The sequence below is a fragment of the Mesorhizobium loti R88b genome (assembly GCF_013170845.1).
GTDB lineage: Bacteria > Pseudomonadota > Alphaproteobacteria > Rhizobiales > Rhizobiaceae > Mesorhizobium > Mesorhizobium loti_B.
Map to the genome: position 1 here is coordinate 2,389,732 of NZ_CP033367.1, position 15,456 is coordinate 2,405,187.

The 15,456-nt window shown below is 63.7% G+C and carries 15 protein-coding genes; all 15 read right to left on the reverse strand.

All coding sequences use genetic code 11. From position 1 onward, the window contains the following. Positions 1–5: 5 nt before the first annotated feature. Entirely contained in the window at positions 6–1,649 is a 1,644-nt protein-coding gene (locus EB235_RS11630; RefSeq protein WP_027030839.1) for an MFS transporter, read from the reverse strand. 161 nt (positions 1,650–1,810) lie between these two features. Continuing rightward, a complete protein-coding gene (gene asnB / locus EB235_RS11635; RefSeq protein WP_027030838.1) occupies positions 1,811–3,679 on the reverse strand; it encodes an asparagine synthase (glutamine-hydrolyzing) in 1,869 nt (622 codons plus the stop codon). 235 nt (positions 3,680–3,914) lie between these two features. Beyond that, positions 3,915–4,181, reverse strand: a complete 267-nt coding sequence (gene fliQ, locus EB235_RS11640; protein ID WP_013893193.1) for a flagellar biosynthesis protein FliQ — start codon at positions 4,179–4,181, stop codon at positions 3,915–3,917. 13 nt (positions 4,182–4,194) lie between these two features. Next, on the reverse strand, positions 4,195–4,602 hold the full coding sequence (gene flgD / locus EB235_RS11645) for a flagellar hook assembly protein FlgD (protein ID WP_027030837.1): 408 nt from the start codon (positions 4,600–4,602) through the stop codon (positions 4,195–4,197). Next, positions 4,602–5,045, reverse strand: coding sequence for a flagellar biosynthesis repressor FlbT (gene flbT, locus EB235_RS11650; protein ID WP_027030836.1), 444 nt, complete (start codon positions 5,043–5,045; stop codon positions 4,602–4,604). The genes flgD and flbT overlap by 1 nt, the downstream gene beginning before the upstream one ends. Further along, the gene (gene flaF / locus EB235_RS11655) at positions 5,042–5,389 is read right to left on the reverse strand and encodes a flagellar biosynthesis regulator FlaF (RefSeq protein ID WP_027030835.1); all 348 of its coding nucleotides are present in this window, start codon (positions 5,387–5,389) and stop codon (positions 5,042–5,044) included. Before flaF ends, flbT begins: the two co-directional genes overlap by 4 nt. Before the next feature lie 32 nt (positions 5,390–5,421). Beyond that, positions 5,422–6,465, reverse strand: coding sequence for a flagellar hook-associated family protein (locus tag EB235_RS11660; RefSeq protein WP_027030834.1), 1,044 nt, complete (start codon positions 6,463–6,465; stop codon positions 5,422–5,424). 3 nt (positions 6,466–6,468) lie between these two features. After that, positions 6,469–7,923, reverse strand: coding sequence for a flagellar hook-associated protein FlgK (flgK, locus tag EB235_RS11665; RefSeq protein WP_027030833.1), 1,455 nt, complete (start codon positions 7,921–7,923; stop codon positions 6,469–6,471). A 27-nt stretch (positions 7,924–7,950) separates the two neighbouring features. Beyond that, entirely contained in the window at positions 7,951–9,210 is a 1,260-nt protein-coding gene (locus EB235_RS11670; protein ID WP_027030832.1) for a flagellar hook protein FlgE, read from the reverse strand. A gap of 79 nt (positions 9,211–9,289) precedes the next feature. Beyond that, positions 9,290–9,958 carry a response regulator transcription factor gene (locus EB235_RS11675; protein ID WP_027030831.1) on the reverse strand — a complete coding sequence of 223 codons (669 nt, stop codon included), beginning with the start codon at positions 9,956–9,958 and terminating at the stop codon, positions 9,290–9,292. A gap of 225 nt (positions 9,959–10,183) precedes the next feature. After that, entirely contained in the window at positions 10,184–10,771 is a 588-nt protein-coding gene (locus EB235_RS11680) for a transglycosylase SLT domain-containing protein (protein WP_051429669.1), read from the reverse strand. Continuing rightward, positions 10,701–11,852, reverse strand: coding sequence for a flagellar hook-length control protein FliK (locus EB235_RS11685; RefSeq protein WP_245268821.1), 1,152 nt, complete (start codon positions 11,850–11,852; stop codon positions 10,701–10,703). Before EB235_RS11685 ends, EB235_RS11680 begins: the two co-directional genes overlap by 71 nt. 224 nt (positions 11,853–12,076) lie before the next feature. Next, positions 12,077–13,450, reverse strand: coding sequence for a chemotaxis protein MotC (locus EB235_RS11690; RefSeq protein ID WP_027030828.1), 1,374 nt, complete (start codon positions 13,448–13,450; stop codon positions 12,077–12,079). Next, entirely contained in the window at positions 13,447–14,832 is a 1,386-nt protein-coding gene (locus EB235_RS11695) for a MotB family protein (RefSeq protein WP_027030827.1), read from the reverse strand. Before EB235_RS11695 ends, EB235_RS11690 begins: the two co-directional genes overlap by 4 nt. After that, positions 14,829–15,455 (reverse strand): hypothetical protein, encoded by a 627-nt coding sequence (locus EB235_RS11700; protein WP_027030826.1) that lies wholly within the window; start codon positions 15,453–15,455, stop codon positions 14,829–14,831. Before EB235_RS11700 ends, EB235_RS11695 begins: the two co-directional genes overlap by 4 nt. Between the last annotated feature and the right edge of the window lies 1 nt (position 15,456).

A 15,456-nucleotide genomic window follows, 5' to 3' on the forward strand; every position in this document is an offset into this window, starting at 1 on the left:
GGGCATCAATGCTCGATCGGCCCCTTGGCCGGTATCAGCGTTGTGCCGGCGGTCGTCGGGCGCTCGATGACGCGGCGCACGCGCGGCGGTTCCTCGCCGCTGTGCAGCGCCCGCAAGCGGTCGCCGACCATGGCGTCGGCATGGGTGATGCGGCCATTGTGCCTGACATATTCGAGCCAGGTCGGCGTGTGGTAATGCTCGATCCATATTGTGGGATTTTCGAGATCGCGCGCCAGCGTCCAGTTGCGGGCGCCGTCGCGGCGGCGGATGCGGCCGCGTTCGGCCATGGTGGCGAGGAATTCCGCCTCGTCCTCGTGGCGGATCACATATTCGATCATGATGGCGATGGGACCACTGCGCGGCTTCAGGTCGAGCGCCAGATGCGGTTCCTTGAAGCGGTTGAGCGGGTCGAGGTTCAGCACCTGCTGCTGCGGCAGCGGCAGTAGAAGGCCGATGGCGCCGCCTGCCAGCATGGTGATGCTGGCGGCAATGAGCGCTGTCTCGGCGCCATGCGCATCGGCGACGACACCCCAGATCCAGCTGCCGAGCGCGATGCCACCGAAGGTTGCCGTCTGGTAGACCGACAGCACCCTGCCGACCACCCAGCGCGGTGTCGCCATCTGCACGGTGACGTTGAAATGCGAAAGCGCGATCACCCAGCAGGCACCGCCGACCAGCAGGCCGAGCGAAGTCTGCCAGGCGTGATGGCTGATCGCGGCATTGAAGGCGCAAAGCGCGAAGCCGGCGAAGGCGCAGCGCACCATCGTCTCGCTGGACAGCAATTGCCGCAACCGCACGCTGATCAGCGCGCCGCCAACGGCGCCGATGCCGAAGGCGCCAAGCATGATGCCGTAGGTCAGGGCGTCGCCTTTGACGACGTCGCGCGCCACCAGCGGCAAAAGCGCCAGCACGGCGCCGGCGCTGAAGCCGAAGGCGGCGCCCCTGACCAGTACCTTGCCGATGTTGGGCGACATGGCGACATAGCGCAGGCCGGCACCCATGGCAGCGCCCAGCGACTCGCGCGGCAAGGTCGACACCGGCACGTCACGCTTCCAGCGCGCCATCACGATGATCAGGCCGATATAGCTCACGGCATTTGCCGCGAAGGCGGCCGCGGCACCGGCGGCCGCGACGATGATGCCGCCGATCGCCGGGCCGACGCTGCGCGTCAGGTTGAAGCCCATGGAGTTCAGCGCCACGGCGGCCGGCACCTTGTTGCGGGGCACCATGTCGCCGACCGAAGCCTGCCATGACGGGCTGTTGAGCGCCGTGCCGCTGTCGATCAGGAAGGTGAAGGCCAGCAGCGTCCAGGGCGTGAGCAGATTGTAATAGGTGAACACGGTCAGAAGCACCGAAACGACCAGCATGAAGGTCTGGGCGACCAGCATCACCTTGCGCCGGTCGAAGCTGTCGGCGATGGCACCGGCGACAAGCGCAAACAGCATGATCGGCAGAGTGGTGGAGGCCTGGACCAGCGCGACCTGATAGGGCGAGGTGGCGATCGTCGTCATCATCCAGGCGGCGCCGACGCCCTGGATCAGGCCGCCAAAATTGGAGACGAGACTTGCGGCCCAGACGGCGCGGAAAATGCCATGCCGGAATGGCGCCAGCGCAGAGGCGCCCTCGCTTTCCGGCTTCTCGTCAATCATGGGTGGGTTCCTGCCACAGCGTGCTGATCCTTGCGGTTTCGCCGCATCGTTTGCCGAAACTATGGCATTGCGCCGCAAAGGGCGAACCTCATGCGCGAAAGATCATGGTCCAACAAGGGGATAGCGGAGGGCCACGCTGTGCCGACCCCTCAGGGCATGGTTTAACCCGCGTCCCGGGCGGCGGCATGCAGCGCTTCGGTGAGGTGGCCCGTTGTCTGGCCGCCGGCATGCAGGCGAAGGAAAAGCTCCATGCCGACCAGCCGCAGCCGCGACGGCTGGTCCCGCCTTGCCAGATCGACCAGGTCTTCGACCGAAGCTGCCGGCCATTTCATGACGTCGCGCAGCAAGCCACCGCGCAGCAGGCCCTCGGTACCCGTGGTGAAATTAGCGGATACCTGGAAGCCGTTCTTGCGAGCGTTCACGTTCTGAAGCGGAATGTGCTTTTCCGCGACTCTCTTCAGCAGCCATTTTCCTTGCTTCTGGCGGTATTTGTGACGTCTCGGCAGATGAATGGCGAAGTCGATCAACCGGTTTTCGAGGAACGGCACCCTGAGTTCCACCGAAGCCGCCATACTGAGCCGGTCATGCCTGTTCAACAGATCCTGCAGGTGCCCATACATGTCGTGAACGCAGCATCCCAGGAAGGCGCGGTCGCCGAGCGACGCGACCGGCTCCAGCCGGTCGAAGATTTTGGCCTGAAGGAAATTCAGGTCCGGCGACAGCGCCCTGAGCACAATGTTGCGATCGAAGCTATGGGCATTCGCAACCGATGTCCGGAACGGAGCAAAGCGCTGGCGTTCAAATTTGCGCGCGAGATAGCTCTTCGAGTGAAACCAGCGCCCAGGCCATGACCATTGCCGCCATGGCCGCATGCTGTCCTTCTGCCAATCATAGCCGCCAAAGAGCTCGTCGGCGCCTTCACCGGTCAACAGCACCTTGACGCCGTCTGCACGGCATTGCTCGGCAAGCGCCAGCAGGCACGCATGACTTGCATGCCAGCCATCGCTTTCCAGATGCCAGATGGTTCTTGGCCAGAGTTCAAGAAACCGGTCCCTGTCGATTGGCACCCTGCGCAAGGTCACACCAGCGTTGTTGGCGGTACGTTGGGCATCCTCGGCTTCGCTGTGGCCCAGGCGCGGATCAACGACATAGGCCGATATATCCGGCCTGAACCGTTTCGCCAGTGTCGTGACGAGGCCGGAATCGACGCCGCCGCTGCAAGCAGCGGCCAGGCTGGTGTCAGCGTTGCAGTGCAGCCCGACGCTGTCCTGGATCAACGCCTCCAGCGTCGCCATGTGCTCGGCGTCGGTGGCGGTGTCGCCGACGATGCGGGAGGCGTCGAGGACATCGAGTACATGCCAGAAGCAGCGCTTCTCGATGCCGGAGTCGGAGATCTTCCACAAACCTGCCGGCGGCAGCCGCTCTATGCCCTCGAACAGGCTGGAACTGGAGTCGCGGCTCTGCCAGGCAAGGCGCAAGGTGATCTCGCGCGCGTCGATGGTGCGGGCGAGACTGTCGCAGGCAAGGATAGCCTTGTCCTCGGAGGCGAAGAGGATTCGCTCGGCTGTCTCGGCCACCGACATCGGCTTGATGCCGAGGCGGTCGCGCGCGAGCCAGAGCGCGCCGGCCCGTGCATCGAAATAAGCCAGTGAAAACATGCCGTCGAACAGCGGGATGGCCTTGCTAGGCCCCCAATGGTGCAAGGCCTCGAGGACCACTTCGGCATCCGAGACAGTTCGGAACCGCCGGCCCTCGGCCTCAAGTGTCGCGCGCAGTGCCCGGTAGTTGTAGACTTCGCCATTGTAGACCAGCACGCCCTGGCCACAGGCGGTGAGCATCGGCTCGCGCGCCTGCGTCGAGAGATCGATGATCGAGAGCCGCCGGTGACCGAGCGCCAGCCGGCTGTCGTTCCATGTCGCATGATCATCGGGGCCACGATGCGCCAGTGCCTGCATCATACGGCTGACGTCGGCGAGATCACCGCCCGAGATCGGGTTCCGCTTGCGCCAGACGCCGGCTATGCCGCACATGGTCTGCCGGTCGATCTGGTCTGGTTCAGGGGTCTGCGGGAAGCCATTGGGACTGAACGATCACCGGGCCGGAGTGGCTGACACCGCAATCTAGAGCAACTCTAGGAAAAGTGTGAAACGGTTTTCCGTCCGGAGTTGCGTCCAAACAAAGAGCTAGAGCCGGAACCGGGCAAGCCGCAAGCGGAGGGCTGGTTCAAGCAATTGCGGAGGCTCCGGAGCTTTTCCCTCGAACGGTTCAGAACCCGTTCTGGATGCGCTCGAAGATGACGTTGGTGAAGGCCGATATCTGGCCACCGATAAACGGGCCGGTGAGCGCCACCACCAACATGATGGCGACGATCTTCGGCACGAAGGTCAAGGTGATTTCCTGGACCTGGGTCAGCGCCTGGATAAGGGCGATGCCGATGCCGACCGCCATGGCGACCAGCACCACCGGAGCGGACGCGGTCAGCACCGTCCACACCGCGTACTGGACGATGTCGAGTGCGTCGGCCTCGTTCATGTCGGAGGTTGGCCTAGCTTGCCGGCTTGATCGACACGCCTGCGCCGACGGGAACCGTGGTGCCATCCTGCAGCACCGCGATCAGTCCGTTGCTGCCAAGCGTCACCGAGGCCACCGTGCCGGTGGTCTTGCCGTCGGCCGAGGTGATGTTGCGGCCGATGAGAGCATCGGCCTGCGACAGCGCCGACGATTGCATGATCTGGTCGAGCTTGGTGTTGGTCTGCACCGATTGCTCGACCTGCGAGAAGGTGGCGAGCTGGGCGACATATTGTGTCGAATCCATCGGCTTGGTCGGATCCTGATTCTTCATCTCGGCGATCAGAAGCTTCAGGAACGAGTTGTAGTCGACAGCTGTCTTGGAGGTCTGCGTGCTGGTCTGGTTGGCACCAACCGGTATCGTCGTCGTCATGTCCACGGTCATTAGTAGCTTGCTCCCACGGCCAGCGGGCGCGCGGCGCCCGGAACATCGTCATTGCCGCCAAGAGCGCGGCGTTCGAGAGGATAAAGCGAACGGATCGCCTTCAGTGCCTCGTAGATATGATCCTCGCCGACCATGCGGTCGATCTGCTTCAGGCCGCTGCAGATATCAGCGTCTTCGAAGCTTGCGATGAGCAGCGGCAGCGAGCGGCGGAACATCTCGCGCGCCTCGCCGGCACCGGCGGGATTGATCAGCATCACCTGCACGATGAAGTAGAGCTGCCTGAGCGGCGTCGAGGCGTCGTCGGCCTGTATCACATGGCTTTCGAGCAGGAACTGCACGTCGTTCATCAGTTCAATGGTAACCTTGCGGTCGACACGGATGACGGCGCCGTTGATGTAGATCTTCTCGTTGGGTTTCAGCGATATCTTCAGCGTGTTGGTCATTGAATGCCGTCGCGGATGATCTGGGACACTTCGATCAGCCCTTCGAAATTGTTGGTGCGACCCTGGCGGATATCCTCTGTCTCGCGCAGCAGCCACAGGCCGATGGAAATCAAATTGGCGCGCAGTTCCTTGGGAAGCGCATTGTCGCTCGAGCCGAGATCCTCGACGAAGGCTGTCCAGACCCGCATGGTGAAATGCAGCGCTTCCACCGCCTCCATCGAACTATGACCGGCCGCTGCTGCAGCCGACAGCATGTCGATGGAACGGGTCAGGAGCTCACGCTCACGATCCTTGGCGTCCGAGACGGAAGTGCTCTGGATGTCAGCGTAGGAGTATTGGTACATCGTTAGCTCTACCGATCCGGTTCAGAGTGTTCTCAGGTCAGGTAATTCAGCAGGCTGAGCTGCTGGAGGCGTGCCGTCAGCGCAAAGGAGTTTTCGATCTGCTGCGTCAGATTGGCGACGCGGGTCGCGGCTTCCGCCGGATCGACCGATTCGAGGTCGAGTATGTGGCGCTCAAACAGGTCGGTCTGCGTCTTCATGCGGTCGCTGGCGTCGGACACCCGCTTCTGCACGATGCCGGTCTGCGACTGGACCTGGGCGATGCCGCTCAGCGATTCGCCGACCATTGTCTGCGTCCGGCTGACGATGGTGTCCTTGGCTGCCTGGCTGATGTTGGTTGACATCAGGCTGGTGACGATGGCGGCCGCCATTGCAAGCTTCTTGATGCCGTCGCTGTTGGCGCCGGTGGAGGTCTCGGTGGTTTCGTTGAGCGCGATGCGGCTGACGATCTGCTGGTCGGTGGCATTCGACATGTTGGCCTGCCAGCCCGCGCCCATGAACTGCGGTGTGACATCGTTGGTGATGAAATCGTCCATCTGGGCCGCGGTGATGTTGGCGGCGGCCGGATCATCGGGTGTGAAGCCGAACTTGGTGACAAAGGAGGCGTCGAAGGCCGCCTTGGCGGGAGACCCGGCGGCCGTGAAATCGTTGATCGGCTTGACGTCGGTGTTGGTGCCGGCGAACAGATATTCGCCGTTGACGCTGGTGTTGAGGATCGAGCCGAGTTGCTGGATGGTGGTCTTGCCAGCCGACTGGGTCAGGCTCTGCGAGGAATCCCCAGATGACGCCGATGTCAGGCTGGACAGGAAGTTCTGCGCCACTCCCGAGAGTTGGCTGAGCGAGGTCTGCGTCGATGACAACCGGGCGGCGACCAGTCCGTTGGAATCGACGATGACGTTGAGCCGGTCGAGATCGCGCGAGAAGGTGACGGACTGGGCGGTGCGGCCGCCAAGCGCCAGTCCAACGTCGGCGACCTTGCCGGTCGAAGATTCCTTCGTGGCTTTGACCAGGTCGGACTGCATGCGCATCTGCTGATAGCGCATGGCATTGGTAAGGGCAGCAGTAGAGACTGAAGTCATGGCTTATCCCACCGCGCTGAACAGCGCCGTCATCATGTCGTCAACGGTTTTCATCATCCGGGCTGATGCCTGGTAAGTGTGCTCGAGGTCCAGCATCAGCGACATTTCCTGGTCGACATTGACGCCGGTTGCGTTGGACAAGGCATCGGCGCTGCGCTGCGCCAGGGCTTCCTTGGCATCGGCGGCGGTCGAAGCCTGCTGACGCACACCCTGCAGCCAGCCGATCGAATTGGCAGCATAGTCGGAGACGCTGGATGTTGCCGAAATTCCGGCCGAAGGATCGAACGGCATCGGCTTGTCGAGCTGGTCGCCATAGGCAACCAGAAGGTTGGAGTATGAAGCCCCGCCCGTGGTGTTGGCGACATAGGCGGCACCGTTGGCGCCACCGTCGCGCAGCAATGTCGGATTGCCGCCGGCGCTGGGATCCATAGCGGCATTGACTTTGATCGTTCCAGCAAGGCCATTGACGAGCGTGCCAGCGGCCGGCACTGCCGGCGCGCCCGACCAGGTGAACAGGCCGGCGGCGTTTGGCATTGATGGTGCGGTTTCTGCAAAGGCGGTGATCAGGCCGCGCGCGGTTTCGTCAAGCTGGCTCTGCATGGTCGAGGCGACGCCGTCGCGCAACTGCAGCAGGCCGGCAATCGTGCCGCTGGCGGTGGTGTTGCCGCCGGTGCCGGCCGAGACCGGTACATTGTCGATATAAACGGTGTTGCCGGGGGCTCCGGCGGCATAGCCGGCCGATGGCGTGAAGCTCACCGTGCGCGGTATCGTCTCGAACAATGTCGTGCCGTCACCCGTGGTGATGACCATGTCATTGTCGCCACGCGTGAAGGTCGAGACCGGAATGTAGTTGGCGATCTTCTTCAGCAATGCGTCGCGCTGGTCGAGCGCGTCGGAAACGTCGGTGCCGGAACGGGTTCCGGACATGACGGCGGTGTTGGCATCCTGGAACTGGCTGAGCAGCGAGTTGAGGTCCTTGACGGCCGTGTCGATCTGGGCGTCGGTCTGGGTGCGGAAATCCTGAATGGCCTTGGAACCATCATTCAGCGAGCGCACGACCTGTTTGGCCGCGTCGATGACGCTCGAGCCAAGGTTCTGGTTGGACGGCGAGGTGGCGTAGAGCTGCAGCGCCTGCTGCAGATTGCCGATCGCGGTCGAGGGCGAGGACGCATTGTCGACGCCATTCACCGAAACGTCGAGCTGATCCATGCCGCTGTAGAGCGCGCTCTGGCCGGCGTAGGCGGACAGAGCGCCGAGGTTCTGACGGAACAGCAGGTCGTTGGTTGCGCGCTGAATATCAACCGAACGCGCGCCAGGCGTCGTGCTGGTGACCAGCGCGATGCGGCGTGAATAGTCCGGATTGTTGGCGTCCGCCACGTTGCGCGTGACAACGCTTGTCTGCCGCGAGGTGGCCAGAAGCGCCGATTGGGCGATGCTCAGTGCGGAGGAAAGCGACATGCTGGTCTTTCACGGGCGAAGCCCGGTTTATCTCTTCAGGTTGACAAGGACGTCCATCAGATCGGAACCGGTCTGGAAGACTTTCGAATTGGCGGTGTAGCTGCGCTGTGCCGCAATCATGTCGGTCAGCTCTTCGGCGATATCGACGTTGGAATTTTCGAGCGCGCCGGAGATGATCGAGCCGGCCTTGCCTTCATTGGCAAAGCCGACACGGACCGCACCGGAGTCGGTGCCTTGCGCGTAGACATTGCCTGGCAGCGCCTTGAGCTGGTCAGGGCTCTGCACGTCGGCCAGCGGAATCTTGTAGAGCGCTTTCGAAGTGCCGTCCTTGAATTGGGCGTAGATGGTACCATCCTTGCTGATCTGGATCTTGTCGATGGTGCTCGGCGCGTTGCCGTTGACCTGGGCGTCGGAAACGGTGAAGCCGGTCCCCAGCTGTGTCAGCTTCGACAGGTCGAGATTGAGGCTGGCGCCGCCCGGCACGGTGAATGAAATGCCTGTGGGTGTGCCGGTCAGCTTGCCGGTGGTGGTGTCGAACGTCAGGTTGGCTGAGCCGAGCGCGCCGCCGGCGGCATAAGGGAATCCGGTTCCAGGCGTTGCCTTCGATTGGTCGAAGACCGCCACTTCCCAGGTGCCGGCACCGGTGTTGGTGAAATAGACGTCGAGCAGCTTCTTGTTGCCGAGATTGTCATAGGCGACCATCGACGATTTCGAGGTGTACTGCGCGGTGGCGGCGTTGGCGCTGGGCAGGTTGCCTGCGGCGACCGGTGTCGCACCCGCCGGCAGATTGCCACTGTAACTGCCCGTGGTGCTCGGCGTTGCGGTCAATCCCTGATCAGAGATGACGACCGGCTCCAGGCCTTCGAAACCATTCACCGTCGCTGCCGGCGTGCCATTGGCGTAGCTGTAGGCCATCAACTGGAAACCGGCCGCGTTGACCAGCCTGCCCTGTGCGTCGGGAACGAAGGCGCCGGCGCGGGTCAGGAAAGGTGTGCCGCTCGGATCCTGGACGACGAAGAAGCCATCGCCACTGACGGCGAGGTCGGAAACCGAGGTCGTGTACTGCAGCACGCCCGGATCGCTGACCGCCTGCCGGATCGTGGTGGTGACGCCGCCGGAATTGTAGGCGCCACCCGTCGACGGCATGATCAGCGTCGAAAATTCGGCCGAAGACCGCTTGTAACCAGTGGTGTCGGAATTGGCGATGTTGTCGGCTGTCGTCGAAAGGCGATTGGCCTGTGCGTTCATTCCGGAAACGCCGGTCCGCATCATTCCGTAGAGGCTCATCGAAACGTCTCCGCTATGTCCATGCCACTGGCTGCGAGGCTACGCGTCCTGTCTTGCGCGAAGCTGGCGCGGCCATGCATCAGAACACCAGCCGGTAGCCGAGGAAGCGTTTGGAATCGATCGGGTCGGTACCCAGCTTCTCGCGCAGCTTCTTGCGCAACTTGCTGATGTGGCTTTCCACCACGTTCTCCTCGACCTCTTCGTCGAAGATGCCGTAGATGGCGTTGAAGACCTGGGTCTTGGTGACGCGGCGGCCGCGGTTGCTCGCCAGATATTCGAGTATGCGGCGTTCGCGGCGCGGCAAGGGCAGCGGCTGGCCGTCGATCTCGGGGTCGCGGCCGTCCATGAAGATGCGCATGGCGCCGATCTCGGTATAGGCGACGTCTTCCTGGGCGCGGCGGCGGATGGCGGTGATGCGGGCCAGGATCTCTCTGATATGAACGGGCTTGCGGATGACGTCGTCGACGCCGCTCTCGAACAACCGCAGCGTGTTTTCCAGGGAATGCTGTTCGCTCAGCGCAATGACTGGAGCTCCGGTGCGATCGCGGATCTGGCGTGGAGAGATCGTGCCTTCGCGGCAGTCACCGATGAGGAAGGCGCGGACCGAGCGCAGATCGGTATCGGCGGCCGAGTTCACCCACTCGCCGAATTCGCCGGGCGCGAAGCCCGCGCAGGCGACGCCCTCGCGATCAAAAAGTGAATTGTATCCGTCTGTCACGAGCTCTCGCTCGTCCACGATAACAATCATCGGCCCCACCTTCCGAATCAGCACATCTGCCCCGTGGGGAAAGGCGTAACCGCTGGCGGGAATCCTGAACAACCGTCATTTCTTGTAACTAGTTTCTTGGGAGTCTGGAATCGTACCGGTTGCATTAGCGTGCAGCCAGATATGCTTGGGGTGGCAAGTCTTGATCAAGTCAAAACAGACAGCCGCGAAGTGCCCGAATTGGTGTATTAGAAGCAGAAGATACGCTTACGGGTTGCAGAAGGCGCGAGCGTTGGTGGTCCACTTGCCAAAGCCGGTGGCGACCATGTTGGCAATCACCCGGCAGACATAGACCTTCTGTGCCGGGTCGTTGTCGGGACCGGCATGATAGCGGGCAACAGCCATCGACCAGGTTTCGTGGCGGGCATGAAGATCGGCCAGGAAACGCGCCGCGTAGTCGACGTTCTGGCGCGGGTCGAGCATGTCCTCGACGCTGCGGAAGTGCGAAGCGTGGTAGTGGTGGTTGATCTGCATGCAGCCGAGATCGATCAGTGTCTTGCCCTCGCGCTGCGCATTGGCGAAGGTGGCAAGGGCTTCGGCGCGGCTTCTTGGGAATACCGCTTTCCCCTCTATATTCAAGGCGTTAGGCTGAAGGCTGCCCTTCTTTCCGGTTTCGGTCAGGCCGACGGCATAGAGGATGCCGGCGGGCACGCCGTACCGGTCGGCGGCGCGCAGAATCTCGGGCTCGCAGGGATTGGTGGCGGCAGCGGCGCTGTTTGCGAGGCTAGATAAACATATCGCTGCCAGTGCGCTCGCGAGAAGGCGAAGCGGCGCGGCCGTGTGCTTGCGCGTCATCATGGTTACCCCTTGCGGACTGCTGGCCCGGTTGCTGGCCGCCGGCTCCACTGTTGCCGCCGCTGGAGTTTCCGGGCTGAAAGGATGACTGGTCGCGGCCAGGTGCGGCGGTCAGCGAAGCGGTTGCATCCGTCCGGGTTGTAGCCGGAATGGCCACTGACGGTTGCAGGATGGTGACTTTGTCGACCTCGAAACCCAGGCCGCGCAGAGACTTGACGATCGCCTCGCTGTCGCTGGAAAGGCGGCGGTAGGCATCGTGCGTTTCGGGCTTCAGTTCAATCGAGAGTTGTTCTCCGGAGAGGCGCAGATGGGCCGTGACCACGCCCAGCTCGGCCGGGTGAAGTTCGATCTTCAACACATGTGTCGGAACGGCAACAGAGTTGGCCAGCTGGGTGGTCGCGGAGGCCGTCGAGAACGCTTGCTTTGTGCCAACATCGGCCGCTACGGCATTGATTACGTTAAGCGTTGCCTGGCTCATCGGCGCCTGTGGCGGGGCCGGGAAGCTGCGCTCGGAAACCACGTCGATGCGCGCCTGCGCCGAGAGCTGTTTTCCTGGCTCCGACCGCAAGGAGGACTGAACGTCGGCAATGGACTTCAGCTGCGGCGCTGCCTGCTTCTGATCGACGCCCGGCACGTCGGCTGCCGGCGCCTCGGGCAGCGGGCCAGCAGGGGTTGCATTGTCACGCCGTGGTGCGCCGGCGGCGGCATTGCGGAGGGACTGGCCGTCGAGCTTCGTCAGCGGGCCGTCGACGAGCGACACCCGCTCAGGTTTCGACATGGGCTCAAGGTCGTCGTGCCCGGTGACGGATTTCGGCTGATAGGCCTTCGGCAGGACCTGCCCGTCGGGTGCCGGGTCCTGTCCGGCTTCGCCCGCAGCCGCCGACTTGGCCGATGTCGAGAAATGGCGCAGATCATGGAACGCCATCAGCAGCGGCAGATGATCGTCGAGTGGCGTTGCGCCTGCGTCGGTCGCCGATTTTTCGGTGTCGGCGTCCTTGCCCGCCCCAACGTCCTTGCCGTCTTTCGTGGATTTCGCAGCCGTCAATCCGCTCGGCGTGGTGCTTGCCTTGCCGGCCGGCATCGGTTCATCCTCGCCGGCTTGCGCCGCAAGGCCAGCTGCAAGCTTGCTCCAGCGCGGGTCGCGCGGCCCGGCGTCTTTCGCCGGCTGTTTTTCCGGGTGGGCAGAGCTTGCGCCGCCATCCACCATCTTGCCGAAACCAGCATCATTCTTTCCGGGCGCGGCCGGCTGTTCCGCCGTTGTGCGTGCGGCGGTAAATCCTGGCAGGGCCGGACCGAGGCTGGGGGTCATTTCGGGGCGGCTCCAAGCATCTGGTCGATCAGGTCGAGCTGTCGACGGGTTTTCATCATGGCGGCGTCGGTCGGGTCAGTCGTGTCGGCGTTGGCTGAAGCCGCAGGCGCTGATGCCGGCAGGACGGTCGCCGCATCTGTAGAAGGCTTCGGCGCGCTCGGCACAGTGACCGCTGTGCCACCGGATGGCGCGAGGGCGGGCTGTTCGGAGGCAGCGCCCTCGACGGGCGGCAATCCGGCCGCGTCGGCGGCCTGTGCGTTGGCGACCTCGGGTTCGGGCTGCGGCGCAACGGCTGCGGGTGGCGGATTCGTGGCCGGAAGGGAAGCTGGCGGCGCCACCACTTCACCGGCGATCGCCTGGGCCGCGTCGAGCAAGGCACGGTCACCGTCCGACAGTCTGCTGCGGTCGATCTTGCCGAGCTTGGTGCGCACATCCTCGATCGTGCCGGAGGTCACTGTGGACAGGCTGGAGTAGAGCAGGGCGCGCGGATCCCCCTGGTTGGTGTTGCCGTCGCGACCCTTAACGGCGCGCGCCGAGGCGAAGGCCGACAAGTCGCTCAGCCCGTCGATCGCGGCACGGCGGGCGATGCGCAGATAAATCACCGTTTCGCGCTCGGGATCCATCATCGAGGTGATGTCGGCCAGCTTGTCCTGGCTGATCGACATATGCAGCGCGATGACGCCCGAGACAAAGGAGTCGGCGAACTGGCTGGCATAGGGCGAATAGAGATAGCGCTCGACATACTGGGTGGAGGCAAGCGCGAACCGTGCCGCATCGCCTTGCGCCACGGCAATGCCGACCGAACGCCGCAAGGCCGCTTCCTCGACCAGCGTGCCGGGGCTAAGCAGCCTGGCCTCGTCGAGCAGCGTGAGCGCGGTAGCCGGCTCATCCGTCGCCAGCAGCGACCCTTTGACCAAGGCAAGGAAGGCGCCCAGATCGCTAGGCAATGTCATAGGATCAATCGGCTTCAGAACGTCGATCGCACCGGCCGGCCGGCCGACCAGATAATTTATAATGCCCTTCGCGATCGCAAGGTCCTGGGCATCAATCGACGTGGCGCGAGACACTGCCCCTTCGACGGTCGCCGGGTTGCCGCCGCTCATGCCGTAGACCAGCAGCGCGCGAAAATTCCTGGGGTCCTTGAAGTCCTCGGCATCTGCTTGGCGCAGCCGCGCATCGGTCATTTCGAGCAGCTTGGCCTGCATCGGCATCGCGGCGTGATCGCCGGCGGCGATACGGTCCTGGATGAGCTGCAGCGAGCGCACCAGCTGATACGGCTGCAGCGTATCCTCTGCAAAGCCGGCCGACGGATATCCGGCGGCCAGCAGCAACAGGCCCATCAGCCGGCTGGTGACGGCCGCCCGCTTCATCCGCCGCTCGTCATCAATATTTCGATGCGGCGGTTGGCCGCCGACAGGGGATCGGTGGGGTCCTTAGGCTGGCGGTCGGCGAAGCCGGCGACCTCGGTGATGCGGCGTTCGTCAACGCCGCCGCGCACGAGCATGTAGTAGGCGGAATGCGCACGCGCCGTCGACAGCCGCCAATTGTCGTAGGTGGCACTGCGGAAGGGGCGCGCATCGGTGTGGCCGTTGATGCTGATGGTGCCCTTCTGGCTGTTGACGATGCGGCCGATCTTCTCCATCGCCAGCACCAGCTCGCGGCTGGGCACCGCGGAGCCAACTTCGAACATGCCGAAGTCGAGCTGATCGGTGATCGAAATGACGACGCCCTTGTCGGTGGCTTCGACCGAGACGCCATCGTGCAGCTTGTCGCCGGGCTTGAAGGCATCGGCCAGCTGCTGCTTGACGTCGGCGGCCGCTTTCAGGGCTGCCGCGGTCGGTGCTTTTTCCGCGGCTTCAGGCTTTGCGGCTTCCTGCGCCGCGGCAGCTTCCGCCTTGGTGTCCGCCCGTTTGGTGTCGCTGGCCTTGGCATCGCCAGACTTGGCATCGCCAGACTTGGCATCGCTAACCTTGGCATCGCTAGACTTGGCCGAGGCCATCGCAATCTTGCCATCCTTCGCCAAAGGCTCGAGTGGTGCATCCTCGATGGGCGGTGCCGGCGGCACGGCCTTGACCTTGGCAATCTGCGCCTCCGCAGTCTTGTCGCCGGGCTTGAGCGGATCGCCCTCGATCTTGGGGCGCTGGGCACTTGCCTCGGCGATTGGCGTGGCGACCTGCTGCGACCAGAAGTCGGGCTCGAAGGGATCGCGGTAGGATGCGCCGCCGGAGGCGCCAGTCGCTGGACCGGCGCTCTGCGCGCCGCCATCACCCTTCTGGCTGACATTCTGCATGGTGCCGGTATCGGTGGCGATTTCCGAAAGCACCGCGTAAGGGTCTGCGAAGAGATGATCGTCGGATTGTTGCGGCTGCTGTGGCTCCTGCTTGTCCTGCTTGCGGTCGGATGAACCGGCCTCACCATTGCCGCCCTGGCCAGCCTTGGCTGTCGCCTGCTGCGGGTTCGGGGCTGTCGTGCCGATCGCGCTCGGCCCGTCGCCAAGATCTTCAAGGCCCTTGCGGCTCGAATTGCGGTCGACCAGCTTTACCGGATTGAAGTAGCTGGCGACCGCCGCCTTGGTCTGTTCGTTGGCGGCATTGATCAGCCACATGACCAGGAAGAAGCACATCATCGCGGTCATGAAGTCGGCAAAGGCGATCTTCCAGACACCACCATGGTGGCCTTCATCGTCGTCGCCATGGGCGCGCCGCACGATGATGATCTCGTGCCTGCCATGATCGGCATCGGCGACACTCACGACAAGACCTCCGAAAGGGTTGCCGACCATTCGGCCATGCGTGTCTCGAACACGGCCTCGTCAATGGTCACGGTCAGGTCGAAGCCGGGCGCCTCGACGAAGTCGAGATTTGCAGCGCGTGGCCCAAGCGATGCCTTCAGCGTTTCGAACAGCGACAGCGGCCCGCGCACGGCAATGCGCACCGCTTCGCCATCGCCGGCGGCTTCGCGAATCGCGCCGGCGAGCGCTTCAAGCGAGCGCTTCTGCAGATCGTCACTGACAACGCCGCCGATGATGCGGGCGACCGTGGCCGCGACGAGGTCCGTCACGCGCGCCTCCATGGCGTCGATACGCAGCGAAACCGCCTTGCCGACATCACCGCCGATGCTTTCGAGAAAGGCTCTTGCTTCCTCGGCATTCGCCTGGCGTTCGGCTTCCAGCGCTGCGTCATGGGCAGCGACGAGCCGTTCTGCAAGCGTTGCCTCAGCCTGGGCAACCGCCTCGGCGATCAGTGTGCCGATATCGGCCTGTGGAGCCGCCGGCTCCGGCTTGTGCTGAGGGTCGGTCGCTGCCTGAGGCTGGCTGACGCGCTGCGCGCGCGTGCCGAAGTCAGGGAGAAGATCGAAAAGGGCTGCGGAGGCCATG